The sequence below is a fragment of the Sphingomonas panni genome, from assembly GCF_022664435.1.
Classification (GTDB): Bacteria; Pseudomonadota; Alphaproteobacteria; order Sphingomonadales; family Sphingomonadaceae; genus Sphingomonas; species Sphingomonas panni.
In genome coordinates this window covers 281,751-298,037 of sequence record NZ_JAKREU010000002.1, presented here as the reverse complement: position 1 = coordinate 298,037, position 16,287 = coordinate 281,751, and the positions used below count along the sequence as shown (strand labels likewise).

The 16,287-nt window shown below is 66.1% G+C and carries 18 protein-coding genes; 5 read left to right on the top strand and 13 right to left on the bottom strand.

From position 1 onward, the window contains the following. Positions 1 to 39 precede the first annotated feature (39 nt). From MF609_RS06170 to MF609_RS06150, 5 genes are all read right to left on the bottom strand, one after another. On the bottom strand, positions 40 to 1,299 hold the full coding sequence (locus MF609_RS06170; RefSeq protein WP_242415414.1) for an N-succinylarginine dihydrolase: 1,260 nt from the start codon (positions 1,297 to 1,299) through the stop codon (positions 40 to 42). Then, positions 1,296 to 2,306, bottom strand: coding sequence for an arginine N-succinyltransferase (locus tag MF609_RS06165; RefSeq protein ID WP_242415413.1), 1,011 nt, complete (start codon positions 2,304 to 2,306; stop codon positions 1,296 to 1,298). Before MF609_RS06165 ends, MF609_RS06170 begins: the two co-directional genes overlap by 4 nt. Further along, positions 2,303 to 3,502 carry a hydrolase gene (locus tag MF609_RS06160; protein ID WP_422920494.1) on the bottom strand — a complete coding sequence of 400 codons (1,200 nt, stop codon included), beginning with the start codon at positions 3,500 to 3,502 and terminating at the stop codon, positions 2,303 to 2,305. Before MF609_RS06160 ends, MF609_RS06165 begins: the two co-directional genes overlap by 4 nt. An 84-nt stretch (positions 3,503 to 3,586) precedes the next feature. Further along, a complete protein-coding gene (locus MF609_RS06155; protein ID WP_242415615.1) occupies positions 3,587 to 4,483 on the bottom strand; it encodes a DUF481 domain-containing protein in 897 nt (298 codons plus the stop codon). A gap of 64 nt (positions 4,484 to 4,547) precedes the next feature. Next, positions 4,548 to 5,027 (bottom strand): RNA pyrophosphohydrolase, encoded by a 480-nt coding sequence (locus MF609_RS06150; protein WP_242415411.1) that lies wholly within the window; start codon positions 5,025 to 5,027, stop codon positions 4,548 to 4,550. Between the two features lie 63 nt (positions 5,028 to 5,090). Here MF609_RS06150 and MF609_RS06145 point away from each other — a divergent pair, with 63 nt between their 5' ends. Next, entirely contained in the window at positions 5,091 to 5,999 is a 909-nt protein-coding gene (locus tag MF609_RS06145; RefSeq protein WP_242415410.1) for a histone deacetylase family protein, read from the top strand. 9 nt (positions 6,000 to 6,008) lie between these two features. Further along, the gene (locus tag MF609_RS06140; RefSeq protein WP_242415409.1) at positions 6,009 to 7,373 is read left to right on the top strand and encodes a cryptochrome/photolyase family protein; all 1,365 of its coding nucleotides are present in this window, start codon (positions 6,009 to 6,011) and stop codon (positions 7,371 to 7,373) included. Between the two features lie 141 nt (positions 7,374 to 7,514). On the opposite strand, the gene MF609_RS06135 is transcribed toward MF609_RS06140, so the two are convergent. Both MF609_RS06135 and hisI read right to left on the bottom strand, forming a co-directional pair. After that, the gene (locus MF609_RS06135; RefSeq protein WP_242415408.1) at positions 7,515 to 7,988 is read right to left on the bottom strand and encodes a hypothetical protein; all 474 of its coding nucleotides are present in this window, start codon (positions 7,986 to 7,988) and stop codon (positions 7,515 to 7,517) included. Then, positions 7,985 to 8,344, bottom strand: a complete 360-nt coding sequence (hisI, locus tag MF609_RS06130) for a phosphoribosyl-AMP cyclohydrolase (protein ID WP_242415407.1) — start codon at positions 8,342 to 8,344, stop codon at positions 7,985 to 7,987. The genes MF609_RS06135 and hisI overlap by 4 nt, the downstream gene beginning before the upstream one ends. A gap of 114 nt (positions 8,345 to 8,458) precedes the next feature. Here hisI and purF point away from each other — a divergent pair, with 114 nt between their 5' ends. From purF to MF609_RS06115, 3 genes are all read left to right on the top strand, one after another. Then, positions 8,459 to 9,919 carry an amidophosphoribosyltransferase gene (gene purF / locus MF609_RS06125; protein ID WP_242415406.1) on the top strand — a complete coding sequence of 487 codons (1,461 nt, stop codon included), beginning with the start codon at positions 8,459 to 8,461 and terminating at the stop codon, positions 9,917 to 9,919. After that, positions 9,916 to 10,623, top strand: a complete 708-nt coding sequence (locus MF609_RS06120; RefSeq protein WP_242415405.1) for an SDR family NAD(P)-dependent oxidoreductase — start codon at positions 9,916 to 9,918, stop codon at positions 10,621 to 10,623. Before purF ends, MF609_RS06120 begins: the two co-directional genes overlap by 4 nt. 330 nt (positions 10,624 to 10,953) lie before the next feature. Continuing rightward, positions 10,954 to 11,334 carry a hypothetical protein gene (locus tag MF609_RS06115; RefSeq protein WP_242415404.1) on the top strand — a complete coding sequence of 127 codons (381 nt, stop codon included), beginning with the start codon at positions 10,954 to 10,956 and terminating at the stop codon, positions 11,332 to 11,334. Between the two features lie 223 nt (positions 11,335 to 11,557). Here MF609_RS06115 and MF609_RS06110 read toward each other — a convergent pair whose 3' ends face one another. From MF609_RS06110 to MF609_RS06085, 6 genes are all read right to left on the bottom strand, one after another. Continuing rightward, the gene (locus tag MF609_RS06110; RefSeq protein ID WP_242415403.1) at positions 11,558 to 12,250 is read right to left on the bottom strand and encodes a prolyl hydroxylase family protein; all 693 of its coding nucleotides are present in this window, start codon (positions 12,248 to 12,250) and stop codon (positions 11,558 to 11,560) included. A 162-nt stretch (positions 12,251 to 12,412) separates the two neighbouring features. Further along, positions 12,413 to 12,826, bottom strand: coding sequence for a methylmalonyl-CoA epimerase (gene mce, locus MF609_RS06105; RefSeq protein WP_242415402.1), 414 nt, complete (start codon positions 12,824 to 12,826; stop codon positions 12,413 to 12,415). 4 nt (positions 12,827 to 12,830) lie between these two features. Then, positions 12,831 to 13,574: a hypothetical protein gene (locus tag MF609_RS06100; RefSeq protein WP_242415401.1), complete on the bottom strand. Its 744-nt coding sequence runs from the start codon at positions 13,572 to 13,574 to the stop codon at positions 12,831 to 12,833. Further along, on the bottom strand, positions 13,564 to 13,869 hold the full coding sequence (locus MF609_RS06095; protein WP_242415400.1) for a TfoX/Sxy family DNA transformation protein: 306 nt from the start codon (positions 13,867 to 13,869) through the stop codon (positions 13,564 to 13,566). The genes MF609_RS06100 and MF609_RS06095 overlap by 11 nt, the downstream gene beginning before the upstream one ends. Next, a complete protein-coding gene (locus MF609_RS06090; protein WP_242415399.1) occupies positions 13,850 to 15,376 on the bottom strand; it encodes an acyl-CoA carboxylase subunit beta in 1,527 nt (508 codons plus the stop codon). Before MF609_RS06090 ends, MF609_RS06095 begins: the two co-directional genes overlap by 20 nt. Before the next feature lie 76 nt (positions 15,377 to 15,452). Then, complete coding sequence (locus tag MF609_RS06085; protein WP_242415398.1) at positions 15,453 to 16,250, bottom strand: DODA-type extradiol aromatic ring-opening family dioxygenase; 798 nt, start codon at positions 16,248 to 16,250, stop codon at positions 15,453 to 15,455. Between the last annotated feature and the right edge of the window lie 37 nt (positions 16,251 to 16,287).

Genomic DNA, 16,287 nt, shown 5'->3' with positions numbered 1-16,287 from the left:
ATTGGCGGTTTTCTGCCGATTCTGCTGCCCGGCACATGGTTAACTGTCAATTAACCCGACAAGGTCGAGCGATTCCAGCAGCGCGCGTCGCGCCGCTTCGATCCGTTCGATCAGCGCCGGATCGCCGATATCGGCAGGCGCGATCCGTTCGGGCCAATGTGCCTCGACCACCGCCGCGATCCGGTCGAGCTTCGCAGCACCGACCAGGAACCGCGGATCGATCGTGGCCGGATCGGCGACGACGCGCAGGCGCAGGCAGGCGGGGCCGCCGCCATTGGCCATCGATTCGCGCACATCGACCACCTCCAGCCGGCGGATCGGGCCGTTGCCGGCCACCATCTCCTGTAACCAGCCCCAGACGCGATCATTCTCGCGCGCCTCGCCCGGCAGGATCAACGCCATGCCGCCGCCATCGGGCAGCGTCACCAGTTGCGCGTTGAACAGATAGGATGTGATCGCATCGGCCAGGCTCACCCGCTCGGCCGGCACCTCGACGATCTCCACCGAGGGCATCGCCCGACGCAAATCTGCGAAGAAGCCGTCGCGATCCTCGAACGCCTGTTCATGCGCGAACAGCACACGCTCGTTGGCGACCGCCACCACGTCGTTATGGAATGCACCCGCCGCGATCGCCGCGTCCGATTGCCGCACCATCAATGTCCGTGCCGGGTCCAACCGATGCGCTCGCGCGATCGCTGCGCTCGCCTCGACATGCTGTCGCGCCGGGAAGGGGCCGCCGCCGACCCCATAGACGAACACTTCGATCCCCGACACGTCATGCGTCTCGCAGAGGCGCATATGGTTCGCCGCGCCCTCGTCACCGAACGGTGCCGGTACCGGACCATGGACGACGAAAGCGTCGCCGGCAAAGGCGGTGCGCAACTGGGCCAGCGTCGCGGGCCATTCATGGCTGCGATGCGGCATCGTCACCAGGTTCGCGACGGTCAGGTGGCACCGGCCGTCGCTGCAATCGCTGGCCGGGGAGACGGTAGCGGCGTTCGCCGCCCACATCGCCGATGCCGACAGCGCCTGTGCCTTCAAATGGGGCGCGGCAGCGGCATAGTCGGTGGCAAGCTTGGCCAGCCATTCCCGGTCCGGGCGCGGATGCGGCAGCAGGATGCCCTGGGTCAACCCCAGCGCAAGGTTCGCCCGCATCTTGGCGATCCCCTGCAACGCCGCCGCGCGCGGACGCGACGTCTCACCCGCATTGCGGGTCGCCGCAAGGTTGCCGTGGCTCAGCCCGGCATAATTATGGCTGGGACCGATGATCCCGTCGAAATTGATCTCGCGCACGCTCATCGCGCCACCTGCGACACCGTGTCGCCGACGGCGACGTCCAGCGCCCGGGCGGCTTCGGCATCGATTACGATCCCGTCGTCCCGCACCGTCGCATCGCCCAGGCACGCGCGGAAATCGCCCAACCGTCCGGTCGCCAGCAACGACGGGGTGCCGCCTTCGCCGATCGCCACCACCTGCCGTTCGCGCCGGTCGCGGATCGTCGCGATCTGGTCGGTGCGCGCGGTCATGGTTGGGCCGCCGTCGAAGATGTCGACGTAATTCTCATAGGCAAAGCCTTCATTCTCCAGCATCCGCATCGCCGCGCGTCCGGTCGGGTGCGGCAGGCCGATGACGCCGCGCGCCGCCTCGGGCAGCATCGCGATATAGACCGGATGGCGCGGCATCAGGTCGGCGATGAACTGGTTGCCATGGATCGCATTGAACTGGTCGGCATCCTGGAACGTCATGCCGAAGAAGCGCCCGGCGACCCCGTCCCAGAAGGGCGATCCGCCCGCTTCGTCGATGATCCCGCGCAGTTCCGCCAGCACCCGGTCGGCAAAGCGCCCACGATGCCGCGCGATGAACAGATAGCGCGACCGGGCGAGCAATAGTCCCAGTCCCCCGGCGCGTTCGCCCGGATGCAGGAACAGCCCGCCGACCTCGCTCGACCCCTCCAGATCGTTGACCAGATTGAGGATGTCGGCGCGGAAGGTACGGCCCAGCGCCTCGCTATGCTTGGTCAGCGTCGCCACGCGGTACGAATAGAAGGGCCAGCGCTGCCCGACCTTGGTGAAGATCTGGCAGGTGCCACGCACCTCGCCGGTGTCGATATTCTCCAGCACCAGCACGAACACTTCGTCGCGGGGCGCGTCCTCTTCATGGCTGAAGGCGACGGCGCTGCGCTCCAGCCGGGACATCAGCGCGTTGCGGTCGGGGGGCAGGTTGGTGAAGCCGCCGCCGGTCAGCTTCGCCATTTCATAGAGATATTTAAGGTCGCTTTCGCGCGCCGCACGGATTCGAAACGTCACAATCCCCCCTGTGCCACGATGCGGGCAATGCTCAGCGCCGACAGCCGGGCACGTTCGGCCAGGCTGTCGACGATCATATATTCTTGCGGCGAATGGATCGCGCCGCCGCGCACGCCCATCGTGTCGATCACCGGCACGCCGGCTGCGGCGATGTTGTTGCCGTCGCACACCCCGCCGGTGTCGCGCCACGCGATCGGGATCGACAGGTCGGCCCCGGCCTGCTGCACCAGCGCGAACAGCTTCGCCGCGCCCGCATCGATCGGCTTGGGCGGGCGGTTGAAGCTGCCATGGACCGCGACCGTCACGTCATGCTGCGCGGCGACCATCGCCACCGTCGCGTCGATCTGCGACCGGGCACGCTCGATTTCGTCCAGCCCGTGCGGCCGGAAGTTGACGCGCAGCACGGCATGGTCGGGCACGACATTGTTCGGCCCGCCGCCATCGATCCGCGCCGGATTCACCGCCAGTCGCGGCCCGCGCACCGCGTTCAGCCGAAGCGCGATGTCGGCGGCGGCGACGATGGCGTTGCGTCCCTCTTCCGGGTTGCGGCCGGCATGGGCACTGCGCCCGGTCACGATGATCGAGAAATTGCCCGTGCCGCCGCGTGCCCCCGCCAGCGTGCCGTCGGGCAGGGCAGGCTCATAGGTAAAGGCCGCGACCTTGCCCCGCGCCACGCGGTCGATCAGTCGTGCGGAGGAAAAGCTGCCGGTTTCCTCGTCCGAATTGATCATTACGTCATAGCCGAAGCGATCGCCGATCCCGCCCGCCTCGACCGCCTGCAACGCCGCCAGCATGACCGACAGGCCCCCCTTCATATCCGCCGCGCCGGGGCCGTTCAGCGTATTCGGATCGGTATAGCGCATCGCCTGAAACGCGTGGGTTTCGCCGTACACCGTGTCCATATGACCAGTGAACAGCATCCGCACCGGAGCTTGCCGTCGGACCTGAACCAGCAGGTGCCGCCCATGCTCGATCGCGCGGATAGTGCCATCAGGCTCGACCGTCTCGACCGGATCGGGATCTATCAGTGACACCTCCCCCGGCAACGCGGCGAAACTGTCCGCCAGCATGTCTGCCACCGTGTTCAGCCCCGCGACATTGCGCGTGCCGCTGTTCACCGCGACCCATTGTTCCACCTCCGCCAGCATTGCCGCCTGATCGATCGCATCGATCGAACGGCGCTCGTCCATCGTCATCCTGTCCATCGCGCGGTTGTAGAGCGATGCGGTATCAAACGGAACCTCTTGTGGTCGACAGGGGGGACTCTTCGGAAATGCGCCTCAGAAAGCGTAGACCAGCGACGCCCGCCCGGTCGTATCGGCATTGACCCGCCCGACCGGCGGGCGGCTTTCGAACTGCACATTGTACGACAGCCGCGCCGACAATGGCCCCAGCAGCTTGGCGTCGACCGCCGTCAGGCTGGTGACCGTGCTGTTCGCATCCTGCAGATAGGCCGAGGTATCCTGTCGCAGCGTCAGCGCGGGCGTCATCCGCCAGTCGAAATCAACCGATCCGCGCGCGGCAAGGTTGCGCTCCACGCTGCCGGTCGTAAACGAGGTATAGCGAAACGCCGGACCCAGTTCGAGGTCGAGCGTCACTGGCCCCTTGGCGACGACGGTATAGCCCGCACCGCTCGACGCCGAATAACGGTCGTAATAACCGAAGAACTTGTCCGATTCATACTGCGCGGCCCCGTAGACATAGAGCCGGTCATCGACCTTGTAGTTCGGTTCGAACGCGGCGAGATAATGTTCGCGCGTCGGGATATTGTTGTTTTCCTGATAATCCGCCTGCAGCTTCAGCTTGTGGCGCCAGCGATATCCCTCGCGCGACAGATCGAGGATGGCGGTGACACCCAAACTGTCCGAATTGCCGCCATTGACCCAGCCGCCGATCTCGGCCCGGCCCTTGATGAGCGCGCCGAACGATGCGGTCCGCAGGCGCTTTTCGGTCTTTTCGGTCCGTTCGGACGTGTAGTGCGACGCCAGTTCGGCGATCTTCTGCGAATGTTTCGGCGCGGCCTTGCGGGCATAGCGGACGATCGTCGCCACGTCGTTGTCGTTGCCCGACGCCATCGCCTCTTCCAGCATCGTGCGGATTTCGATCGGCAGGTCCGGCTCGGGCGGCGGCTCCGCGAAATACAGGCCAAGCGGCAGGAGGATCGCGGGGTTCGGCATCACCGCCCGCTATAGCCGATGGCGTGGATGGAGGCTGAACGGTTCATCGCGGCATCAAGGCGGTTCACCGACGCAGATGCTGGGCGAACCCGGCCAGCACCTGTTCGTACAGCGCCTTCTTGAACGGCACGATCATCGACGGCAGGTCGGCGGGCTGCGCCCAGCGCCATGCGCGGAACTCCGGCTCGGGCGTCTGGATGTCGATATCGGCGTCGGTACCGTCGAACGCGAACAGGAACCAGCGCTGCCGCTGTCCCCGCCATTTCCCTTTCCAGATCTTGCCGATCATGTCGTCGGGCAGGTCGTAGAAAAGTTCGTCCGGGCTTTCGGCGATCAGCCGCACCTTGTCGGCGGCCACGCCCGTCTCCTCGCGCAACTCGCGGATTGCGGCATCGAGCGGCGCTTCGCCCTCGTCGATCCCGCCCTGCGGCATCTGCCATGCCTCCAACATCGAATCGAGCCGTTGGCCGACGAACACCTGTCCGTCACGGTTCAGCAGCATGACACCTGCACAGGGGCGATAGGGGAGGGCGGTCTTGTCCATCGCCGCTTCCTATCGCGAGCCCATGGCTTTTGCGAGGCGCAACGGCTTCTTATCTGTCTGCAAGTGATCCCCGTCGTCCACCATCCCCACTATGTCGCCGAAAGCCCGCCCGGCAGCCGCTATCGCTGGGGCAAGAACGGCCTTGTCCGCGACCTGCTGCTCGACATGGGCGAGGCGGTCGACTGGCACGGCTGCGATCCGATGCCGCGCGCGTGGATCGAGGCGGTGCATGACGACCTCTATGTCGCCGAGGTGATCGAGGCGCGCGTGCCGCCGCACAAGGAACGCCGCATCGGCTTCGCCGTCACGCCGCCGATGGCACTCCGCGCGCAAGCGGTGCCAGGCGGCACCTATGCCGCCGCGCTGGTCGCGATGCAGCGCGGCTATGCCGCCAATACCGCCGGGGGCAGCCACCATGCGCTGGCCGATACCGGGGCGGGCTATTGCGTGTTCAACGACCTCGCCATCGCCGCCAACCGGCTGGTCGAGGAGGGGGTGTGCGAGCGGGTGCTGGTGGTCGATGTCGATGTGCATCAGGGTGACGGCACCGCCTCGCTGCTCGCCGGCCGGACCAATCTCGCCACCTATTCGATCCATGCCGAAAAGAACTTTCCGGCGCGAAAGGCAGTGTCGACGCTCGACGTGCCCCTGCCGGACGGCGTGGGCGATGATCAATATCTGACGACCCTGGAAGCAACATTGGTCCCGCTGATCGACAGCTTCGCGCCGACGTTGCTCTTGTATCAGGCCGGGGTCGATCCCTTCGCAGACGATCGTCTGGGCCGCCTGTCGCTGACGCAGCAGGGCCTGAACGAACGCGACCGCTGGATCGGGCGGCTTGCTCGGACTCGCGGCCTGCCGATCGCGAGTGCGCTGGGCGGCGGCTATGGCGACCTGCTGGAGGTATCGCGCCGGCACGTCGCATCGATCGTCGCGGTGGCGGAGGGAACCGGGATCGTCGCGCGCGCGTAACGTCATTCGATGACCGATCCCGTCCTGCTCTGGCTCCGCCAGGACCTCCGTCTGCGCGATCAACCCGCGCTCCGTGCCGCGATCGAGGAGGGGGTCGTGATCCCGGTCTATATCCTCGACGAGAAGAGTCCGGGCGACTGGGCGATCGGCGGGGCGCAGCGCTGGTGGCTGCATTACAGCCTTGCGTCGTTCGACGAATCGCTGCGGGCCAAGGACTCGCGCCTGATCCTGCGGCGGGGCGAGGCCGTGGCCGAATTGCGCAGGCTGATGAAAGAAACCGGGGCGACCCGCATCCACGCGATGCGTCATTACGAACCCTGGTGGGTAAAGGCGCAAGAGGCACTGGAGGATACGCTGGTCCTCCACGACGGTAACCACCTCCGCCCGCCAGAAAGCGTCCGCACCGGTTCGGGCGGGATGTTCAAAATCTATTCGTCCTTCTGGAAGGCGCTGAACCAGATGCTGCCGCCCGAGGACCCCGTGGCCATGCCGCGCGCGATACCGGCACCGTCCAAATGGCCCAAGTCCGACAAGCTCGCCGACTGGGACCTGCTGCCGACCAAGCCCGACTGGTCGGCCGCGTTCGGCAAGGCATGGCAGCCGGGCGAGAACGGCGCGCACGAGGCGCTGAAATCCTTCGCGGATCGGCTCGACGACTATGACACCGCTCGCAACCTGCCTTCGGTCGACGGTAGCTCCAACCTGTCGCCCCATCTCCACCATGGCGAGATTTCGCCGCGACAGGTCTGGGCGGCGCTGGACGGGCAGGGAGACAGCCTGACGACCTATCGCAAGGAACTGGCGTGGCGCGATTTCGCCAGCGGCGTCATCCTCTCGATGCCCGACTATGCCGATGCCAATGGTCGTCCGCGGTACGACAAGCTCAAATGGCGCAGCGACGCAGCGGCGAAGCGCGATCTGAAGGCATGGCAGCAGGGCCGCACCGGCTATCCGATCGTCGATGCCGGAATGCGCCAGCTATGGCAGGTCGGCTGGATGCACAATCGCGTGCGGATGATCGCCGCCTCCTTCCTCATCAAGCATCTGTTGATCGACTGGCGTGAGGGCGAGCGCTGGTATTGGGACTGTCTGGTCGATGCCGATTTCGGAAACAATGCGGTCAACTGGCAATGGGTCGCCGGCACCGGTGTCGATTCGAACATGTTCGGGCGGATCATGGCGCCGCTGACCCAGTCCGAGAAATTCGACGCCGCCGACTATATCCGGCGCTGGGTGCCCGAACTGGCAAAGCTGTCGGACGCGGCGATCCACGACCCGGAGGCGGCGGGGTGCCGGCCGAAAGACTATCCCGAAAAGATCATCGAGCATCGCGAGGCGCGGGAGCGCGCGCTGGCGGCAGCACGGGGGATTTGACCAGCCGCTATCCTAACCCCGCCCGCCGCAAAACGTCGCCCCAGCGCAGGCTGGGACCTCCCCGTGGCAGCACGTCACGCCAACCAACCGGGAGATCCCAGCCTTCGCTGGGATGACGTGCGCGGGGAGGGGAGCCGGTACCTACCCGCACAACCCCCGGCCCGCCGGATCGCGCAGCGCCGCCGCCTCCGACCCGCTCTCGCTCAACCGGTCGAACCGCAGCCCCGACAGCGACGCCCGCCCGCGACACGCCGACTCGCACCCATCGGGCAACGCCCCCGGAAAGCGCACCGCATCGCCGTCGAACCCGGCCTCGAACGTACAGCCCTTGCCGAAATCGACCCGCAGCCGTTCGCCATCGCGGACGAACCGCCCGCGCGCGCTGCATCCGTTCGCCTCGCCATAATCGACGAACGCGCCGATCCGCTGTCCCGTGACGCACAGCCGGTCGCCTTCGCGCGCATACAGTCCCTCCGGTTCGGCGGTCGCGGCATCGCGCACCACGCCGCGCGCGACCGCTGCTTCCTCCAGTGCGGCCCCTTCCGGCTCGGGTACGGGGGCGGCCCCTTGCGAACAGCCTGCCAGCAACAGCAGGGCCGCCGCCCACCTCCTCATGCCACCGGCACCAGCCGATCGCCCTCGATCCGGCGAAAGAAGCAGCTGTCCGCCCCGGTATGGCACGCGGGTCCGGCGGGGACACAGCGGACCCACAAAGCATCCTGATCGCAATCGATCCGCAGCTCCACGACGCGCAGCACGTTGCCCGACGTCTCGCCCTTCTTCCAGATCGCCGCGCGACTCCGTGACCAGAAGGTCGCCTCGCCGGTATCGATCGTCAGCCGCAGCGCATCGGCGTTCATGTGCGCCACCATCAACGGCGCGCCGCTGTCGGCATCGACGCACACTGCGGTCAGCAGACCGTCGGCATCATATTTGGGGTTCAGGGTCAGTCCGGTATCGCGCGAAGCCATGCGCAACCCCTATCGCCGAACATGGTTCCGCCGCAATCGACGATCAAAGGGCGACAAATCGATTCAGCCTACCTATATGGCAGCCGCGTGACACGCTTATCCCCGGAAGGGCCTATGTTCACCACCCATCCATTCGACGACGACAAGCTGCGTGAAGAATGCGGCATCTTCGGTGTTTCCGGCGCGGACGGCGCTGCGGCGCTCGTGGCGCTCGGCCTCCACGCACTCCAGCACCGTGGCCAGGAAGCGGCCGGCATCTGCAGCTGGGACGGGGCGATGTTCCATACCCAGCGCGCGCAGGGCCATGTCGCGGGCAATTTCGACCGTCCCGACGTGATCGAATCGCTGCCCGGCGCCACCGCCTGCGGCCATGTCCGCTATTCGACCACCGGCGAGACGTCGAACCGCAACATCCAGCCGCTCTATGCCGAACTGGCGTCGGGCGGCTTTGCGGTGGCGCATAACGGCAATCTTTCCAACGCCATGCGGCTGCGCAAGGATCTGGTCCGTACCGGCTCGATCTTTCAGTCGACCAGTGACACCGAAGTCATCATCCATCTGGTGGCGACGTCCAACTACCGGACGCTGCTCGACCGGTTCATCGATGCGCTGAAGCAGGTCGAGGGAGCCTATTCGCTGATCTGCATGACGCCGGAGGGGATGATCGCCTGCCGCGATCCGCTCGGCATCCGTCCGCTGGTGATGGGCAAGCTCGGCGACGACGCCTATATCTTCGCGTCGGAAACCGTCGCGCTCGACGTGGTCGGCGCGGAATTCGTCCGCGAGGTCGAACCGGGCGAGCTGGTGATCGTATCGAACGGCGAACTCCGCTCGATCCGGCCGTTCGCGCCGCTGTCCCCACGTCCCTGCATCTTCGAATGGGTCTATTTCTCGCGTCCCGATTCGATCAGCGAAGACCGCTCGATCTATTCGGTGCGCAAGGCGATCGGTGCCGAACTGGCGCAGGAGGACCCGGTCGAGGCCGATCTGGTCATCCCGGTGCCCGATTCGGGCGTACCGGCCGCGATCGGCTATGCGCAGGCCTCGGGCATTCCGTTCGAACTGGGCATCATCCGCTCGCACTATGTCGGCCGCACCTTCATCCAGCCGGGCGACAAGGTCCGCCATCTGGGCGTGAAGCTGAAGCACAATGCCAACCGCAAGCTGATCGAGGGCAAGCGCATCGTGCTGGTCGACGATTCGATCGTGCGCGGTACCACCTCGCTGAAGATCGTGCAGATGATGCGCGATGCCGGCGCGGCGGAGGTCCATATGCGCATCGCGTCGCCGCCGACGCGCCATTCCTGCTTCTACGGCGTCGACACGCCCGAACGCGCGAAGCTGCTGGCGGCGAAATATGATCTGGACGGCATGACCGATTATATCCAGGCCGACAGCCTCGCCTTCATCTCGATCGACGGCCTGTATCGGGCGCTTGGCGAAGTGAACCGGACCTCGGTGCGTCCGAAATATTGCGACGCGTGCTTCACCGGCGACTATCCCACGCCGCTGACCGATCAGGACGAGACGACCTCGGTCGATCAGCTCGCGGTGCTGGCCGAACGCGTCGGATGAGCGATCGGTTGAAGGGGCAGCTGGCGCTCGTCACGGGTGCCAGCCGGGGGATCGGTGCCGCCACCGCCATCGCACTGGCGGCGGAGGGCGCGCATATCATCCTCACCGCGCGCACGACCGGCGGGCTGGAGGAGGTCGAGGACGCGATCTATGCGGCGGGCGGTTCCGCCACCATCGCGCCGATCGATCTGTACGACCTGACCGCCATTCCACAGCTCGTGTCGGCCATCGCCGACCGCTGGCGCGCGCTCGACATGTTGGTCCTGAACGCCGGTGCACTCGGCACGCTGGGGCCGGTGCCGTCGTTCGACCTGAAGGAATTCGACAAGGTGATGGCGTTGAACGTCACCGCCAATGCCGCGCTGATCGCCGCCTTCTCGCCGATGCTGCGCCTTGCACGGGCGGGCAAGGTGGTCGGCGTCACCTCGTCGGTCGGTGCCGCCCCGCGTGCCTATTGGGGCATGTACGGCGCGTCGAAAGCCGCGTTCGACAATATCATCGCCAGCTACGGCCTCGAAATGGCGAATATCTCTCCGGTCCGCACCGCGATCGTCGATCCCGGTGCGACCCGGACGAAGATGCGCGAGCGCGCCTATCCCGGCGAGGACCCGCAATCGGTGAAGCCGCCCGAACGCGTTGCCGACGCGATCGTGAAGCTGATGACCGATGGCTTCGATAGCGGCACCCGCATCCGCGTCGATTGATGGTGCCTTGAACCGGTCGCCGGGTGATGGCGCGACCGTGGTCGGGTCATTTTCCCGTACCCCGGCGGAGGCCGGGGTCTAGTTGGGGGACGCTCCTAGCTAGTGGAAAGGCCTTCCCAACTGGACCCCGGCCTCCGCCGGGGTACGACCTTAAGGGCTTTGGGAACGTCGTGGGCGCGGGTGCCTCCCCATCGAACGCACAGTACGGCACCGTTCGGCCAAGGTTCCGAACCTCAGCAAAAACAAATAGTTGGATTCCGCCGGCCCCCGGTCTGCGCTCGCTCGTTGTCCGGCGGCTGCGCGTGCAGCTGCCGTTCGAGGAGCCTGACCATGGCCGTTAAATTCGCCGGAACGATGAACGCGATCAATCGCGGACTGGACGAGACCAAGCCCGCCAAGGGCGCGACGATGATCGAGGATTGGGAAGCCGCGCTCGCCGATACCGATGTGCCGGGCGCCAAGGGCATTCTGCGCGACCTCGCCTCGCTGCGCAAGCAACTGGAAAAGGACGCGCCGGACAGCGACCGCGTCCACGATCTGCTCCACCGCCTGGGGGCAGCTACGACCAAAATCGCCGAGAAGTCGGACAAGCAGCAGGAAAAGCTGCGCGCACTGGGCGAGGCGCTGACCGAAGCCGGCGAGGAAGCGCCCGACGAGGAAGAAGACGCTGAAGCCGCCGCCGCCCCCAAGCGGGCACGCAAAAAGGCGTAAGGGGCTGGGGCGGGGCGCAGCCCGCCGCCTGCTTTCGGCTTTCCTACAGCCGCGTCATCAGCCACCATCGTCACCCCGGGCTCGACCCGGGGTCCCGCTTCTTCTCCACCGATCGCGAGCAAGCGGGACCCCGGCTCAAGTCCAGAGCGACGTGGTAAAAGGGGGAGATGACGAACCGCCACCAAAGTGTGGCGAGTGTGAACTTAGTGAACTTTGACCGATTTTACGGCTCGATCGTCGGGGTCCAGGGCCGTTCGCGAAACCATTTCGTGATGATATATTTGGTCCCTTCGACCACGGCCATGCCCTCGTGCAGCGTCGTCTGGTTGGGGCTGCCATCGGCGTTCATGTTGTTCCACGCGACCAGCATCCCCGGTCGCGGATTGAAGCGGACCCCGGCCTGCGGGAACCAGGTCGCACCACCCTGTTCGACCTCGTTCAGATAGATCATCGCCGTCCAGGTCCGCTGCCCGCCCTGCACCGCCATCGACGCCCAATAGCCCTCATTCTCGTTGAAATAGTCGTTATGCGCCCGGAACTGCTGCCCCGGAGCATAACGCTGCCCCTGTATCGTCTCGCCATGCTCGGGCGGAATGCCCAGAAGGTGCGCGATCTTCTCATCGATCGGCTGGAGCAACGGGTGCCAACGATCGAGGTCGCAACTGTCGCTGGTACGGAAATTGGGGTCGTTGGTGGATGTGAGCAACGTCGATTTGCGGCGACCGGCGTCGATCGTCGCCATCAGCATGTCGCATTCTTCCTCCGACAGGAAGTCGGTCAGCGCGAAGATGACTGCCCCATCGGTCTTGGCGCGGCGGATGCCGGGAACGGCGCTCAGCGTCGCCTCGACCGAGCGACCCCATTCCGCCCGGACGTGGGAGGGGCCACCGGGCGCTTTACGGACAGGCGTATTCATGGCCCGCGTTCAACCAGATAGGGGCGGGAGTGTCGAGGGGGATGGATACTCCCGTCGTCATTCCGGCGAAGGCCGGAATCCATTGTGTCGGGGGCTATCGGCTATATCGAACCCGCTCGCGTCCATGGATCCCGGCCTCCGCCGGGATGACGGATTGCAGGATCAATGCTCCGGCGTCTCCATAAGCTCGATCAGCACCCCGCCCATGTCGCGCGGATGGACGAACACGATCGGCGTGCCATGCGCCCCGATCCGCGGCTTCCCCAGCACCCGCGCGCCCTTGGCGGTCAGGTGCGCCACGGCGGCATCGATGTCCGCCACCTCGAAACACAGATGATGCTGCCCGCCCGCCGGGTTCTTTGCCAGGAACCCGGCGATGGGAGAGGCGGCATCATAGGGTTCGATCAGTTCGATCTGCGTATTGGGTGCATCGATGAAGCAGACCTTCACCCCCTGCGCGGGCAAGTCGAACGGTTCGCCGATGGCATCGGCCCCCAACAGGTCCCGATACATCGCGATCGATGCTTCGATGGAGGGCGTCGCGACGCCGACATGGTTCAATCGGCCGAGGGCCATCGGATCAACACTCCGGTACTTGGCTGGGGCCGATCGGGACGTAGCGGTCGCCCTTGCGTTCCCAGCGATCGGTGAACGCCTTGCTGCCCGAATAGCGGACGGCAAAGCCCTGGTTGCGGCGAATGTCGGTGAAGCTGCCTTCGACCGAATCGTCGGCCCCCGGCAGGGCCGACCCGGTATTGTCGACGCCGATCGGCACCTGCGCCATCTCGACCGGGCCGGTCGGGCGCAGTTCGGTCAACACCACCGCCGAACAGGTGATGCCCTGTCCGGTAAAGCCGCCCTCGGTCCTGAGCGTCGGCATGTCGGCGAAACGGTCATCGACCTGCCAGCCGCTCAACCGCCCGAAGCTGCCGGCGATCGCCGCCGCCGGATAGTTACGGACCAGCGTGAATCCGTTCCCCTCGGGCCGCAGATAGGCGATATCGATCCGCCCGGCGCTGGCATGGCCGGGATCGACCACCGATCCCTCGCTGATGAGCACCGGGCCGAACGGCGTATCGACCAGCTTGTCGTCGTCGAACGTATAGCGTTGCCCGCCCTCGTCGGTCCGCGCGCGGCCGTCCTTGAACGCCACCGCCACCGCAGCCGCCAACCGGTCCTTTCCCGATAGAGTGGCCGTCGGGGCAGGGGTCGGCGTCGCAGTAGGCGGCGCAGGAGAGACTGCCTCGCGGGGTCGCATCCAGCCCAGCACGGCAACGACCGCCAGTACGGCGAAGGCCAGCGCGACCAGCAGCTTACGCATCATGCGCCTCGCACCGGCGCTCGGCGACCGTATCCTTCAGCGCCTGCTTCGTCTTAGCGGACAGGCGGGAGGTCGGCACATCGTCGATCGCGCCCTGCAATGCCCAGACCGCGCACAGGCTCACCTCGCGCGGATGCGCGGCCTTCATCCGGCAATAGGTCTCGACCGCGCCAAGTTCCGCCAGCCGCTCGGGCGTATCGACGCCGACCTCGATCATCCAACCCGCACTCTTGGCGGCGACGTTGCGCAACGCGGTCAATCGCGTCAGCCGGTCGTCGTCATAGGGGGATGTTGTCATGCTTCTTCCACGGGTTCTCCAGCTTCTTGTTCCGAAGCTTGCGCAAGCCCAGCGCCACCCGGCGGCGGGTGGAATGCGGCAGGATCACCTCGTCGATGAACCCCTTGCTCGCCGCGACGAACGGGTTGGCGAAGCGCGCCTCATATTCCGCCGTCCGCGCCGCGACCTCGGCGGGGTCCTTCGACCGGAAGATGATCTCGACCGCGCCCTTGGCCCCCATCACCGCGATCTCGGCGGTGGGCCAGGCATAGTTCAGGTCGCCGCGCAGATGCTTCGACGCCATCACGTCATATGCACCGCCATAGGCCTTGCGGGTGATGACCGTGATCTTCGGCACCGTCGCCTCGGCATAGGCGAACAGCAGCTTCGCGCCATGCTTGATGATGCCCGAATGCTCTTGGCCCACGCCCGGTAGGAAGCCCGGCACGTCGACGAAGGTCACGATCGGGATCTCGAACGCGTCGCAGAAGCGCACGAACCGCGCCGCCTTCTTCGACGAATTGATGTCCAGGCATCCGGCCAGCACCATCGGCTGGTTGGCGACCACGCCGACCGTCCGCCCCTCGATCCGGCCGAAGCCGATAATGATGTTGCCCGCATGCGCCGGCTGCAGCTCGAAGAAATCGCCATCGTCCAGCGTTCGCACGATCAGTTCGTGCATGTCATATGGCTGGTTGGCGCTGGGCGGAATCAGCGTGTCGAGGCTGGGTTCCGTGCGGTCCCACGGATCGTCGCTCGGCCGTTCTGGCACGCCGGTACGATTGTTGGCCGGCAGGAAATCGACAAAGTCCCGCGCCGCCAGCAACGCCTCGATGTCATTCTCGAACGCGCAGTCGGCGACCGACGACTTGGTCGTATGGGTGATCGCGCCGCCCAGTTCCTCCTGGGTCACGACTTCGTTCGTCACCGTCTTCACCACGTCCGGGCCGGTCACGAACATGTAGCTCGAATCCTTCACCATGAAGATGAAGTCGGTCATGGCGGGCGAGTAAACCGCGCCGCCCGCGCACGGTCCCATGATGAGGCTGAGCTGCGGCACCACGCCGCTGGCAAGCACGTTGCGCTGGAACACCTCGGCATAGCCGCCCAGCGACGCGACGCCCTCCTGGATGCGGGCGCCGCCCGAGTCGTTCAGGCCGATGACCGGTGCGCCGACCTTCATCGCCATGTCCATGATCTTGCAGATTTTCTGCGCGTGCCGTTCCGAAAGCGACCCGCCGAAAACCGTGAAATCCTGGCTGAAGACATAGACGAGCCGGCCGTTGACCGTGCCCGATCCGGTGACCACGCCATCGCCCGGGATCACCTGATCGGGCATTCCGAAATCGACGCAGTTATGTTCGACATACATGTCGAGTTCCTCGAACGACCCTTCGTCGAGGAACACGTCCAGCCGTTCGCGCGCGGTCAGCTTGCCCTTGGCATGTTGCGCCGCGACCCGCTTTTCCCCGCCGCCGGCCCGCGCCGCCGCGCGGCGTTTTTCCAGCGCTTCGAGTGCTTCGAGCATCGTCTCTCCTTGGCCCGTTGGTCGGGCGTTTCCGCCCTTGTGCCAGCAGGAAGGGCACTAGCGCAACATTCTTGCGTCACCCGAAGCGATAGCCCGACACGATCCAGCCCATCACGACATCGCGATAGTCGCGAACCGCCGGGCCGTTGCCGCCGGCCCCGAGCGCGACCATGAGCGGCAGCAGATGCTCCGCCTCGGGATGCGCGAAACGGGCGTGGTGCAGGCTTTCCCACGCTGCGACCCGGTCGGCACGGCGGACGGGATCGGGGTCGGTCACGGCGGCGGTCAGCGCGGCATCCCATTCGTCCGCGATCGGTGTGACGGCCGGCCCGCGTGCCCGCAGATTGTGGAAGCTCATGCCCGATCCGATAATCAGCACCCCCTCGTCGCGCAGCGGGGCCAGCGCCCGACCCATCGCGATATGCGTTGCGGGATCGAGCGCGCGGTCGAGCGACAGCTGCACCAGCGGTATGTCGGCATCCGGCACCGCGACCATCATCGGGATGAACACGCCATGGTCCCAGCCACGCGTCGCTTCCTCGGCGGTGGCGAAGCCCGCATCTTCCAGCAGCGCCGCTGCCCGTCGCGCCACGTCCGGTGCGCCCGACGCATCCCAGCGGAGTTGATAGGTATGTTCGGGAAAGCCGTAATAGTCGAACAGCAGATCCGGGCGTTCGCCGACATGGACGGTCGGGCGATCCGCCTCCCAATGGCCGGAGATCATCACGATCGCACGTGGCCGCTCGGGCAGCGAATCGATCAGCCCGGCCAGATAGGCCTGCATCGGCCGCCACATCGGGTCGGGTGCCTGACCGGGGTTCAGGAAGAAGCAGGGGCCGCCGCCATGCGGCACGAACAGGGTAGGGAGGGTCATCGGCCAAACCTCGCGCGCCGACCCCCCGGACTCAAGA

Bases quoted from the DNA above. Each gene is read 5' to 3' on its own strand.
- MF609_RS06170 (WP_242415414.1), bottom strand. From the start codon at position 1,299: ATGAGCGTGCGCGAGATCAATTTCGACGGGATCATCGGTCCCAGCCAT.
- mce (WP_242415402.1), bottom strand. From the start codon at position 12,826: ATGGCCCTCGGCCGATTGAACCATGTCGGCGTCGCGACGCCCTCCATC.
- MF609_RS06085 (WP_242415398.1), bottom strand. From the start codon at position 16,250: ATGACCCTCCCTACCCTGTTCGTGCCGCATGGCGGCGGCCCCTGCTTC.
- MF609_RS06115 (WP_242415404.1), top strand. From the start codon at position 10,954: ATGGCCGTTAAATTCGCCGGAACGATGAACGCGATCAATCGCGGACTG.
- MF609_RS06095 (WP_242415400.1), bottom strand. From the start codon at position 13,869: ATGACAACATCCCCCTATGACGACGACCGGCTGACGCGATTGACCGCG.
- purF (WP_242415406.1), top strand. From the start codon at position 8,459: ATGTTCACCACCCATCCATTCGACGACGACAAGCTGCGTGAAGAATGC.
- MF609_RS06120 (WP_242415405.1), top strand. From the start codon at position 9,916: ATGAGCGATCGGTTGAAGGGGCAGCTGGCGCTCGTCACGGGTGCCAGC.
- MF609_RS06100 (WP_242415401.1), bottom strand. From the start codon at position 13,574: ATGATGCGTAAGCTGCTGGTCGCGCTGGCCTTCGCCGTACTGGCGGTC.
- MF609_RS06160 (WP_422920494.1), bottom strand. From the start codon at position 3,502: ATGACGATGGACGAGCGCCGTTCGATCGATGCGATCGATCAGGCGGCA.
- MF609_RS06155 (WP_242415615.1), bottom strand. From the start codon at position 4,483: ATGCCGAACCCCGCGATCCTCCTGCCGCTTGGCCTGTATTTCGCGGAG.
- hisI (WP_242415407.1), bottom strand. From the start codon at position 8,344: ATGGCTTCGCGCGATACCGGACTGACCCTGAACCCCAAATATGATGCC.
- MF609_RS06140 (WP_242415409.1), top strand. From the start codon at position 6,009: ATGACCGATCCCGTCCTGCTCTGGCTCCGCCAGGACCTCCGTCTGCGC.
- MF609_RS06150 (WP_242415411.1), bottom strand. From the start codon at position 5,027: ATGGACAAGACCGCCCTCCCCTATCGCCCCTGTGCAGGTGTCATGCTG.
- MF609_RS06090 (WP_242415399.1), bottom strand. From the start codon at position 15,376: ATGCTCGAAGCACTCGAAGCGCTGGAAAAACGCCGCGCGGCGGCGCGG.
- MF609_RS06110 (WP_242415403.1), bottom strand. From the start codon at position 12,250: ATGAATACGCCTGTCCGTAAAGCGCCCGGTGGCCCCTCCCACGTCCGG.
- MF609_RS06135 (WP_242415408.1), bottom strand. From the start codon at position 7,988: ATGAGGAGGTGGGCGGCGGCCCTGCTGTTGCTGGCAGGCTGTTCGCAA.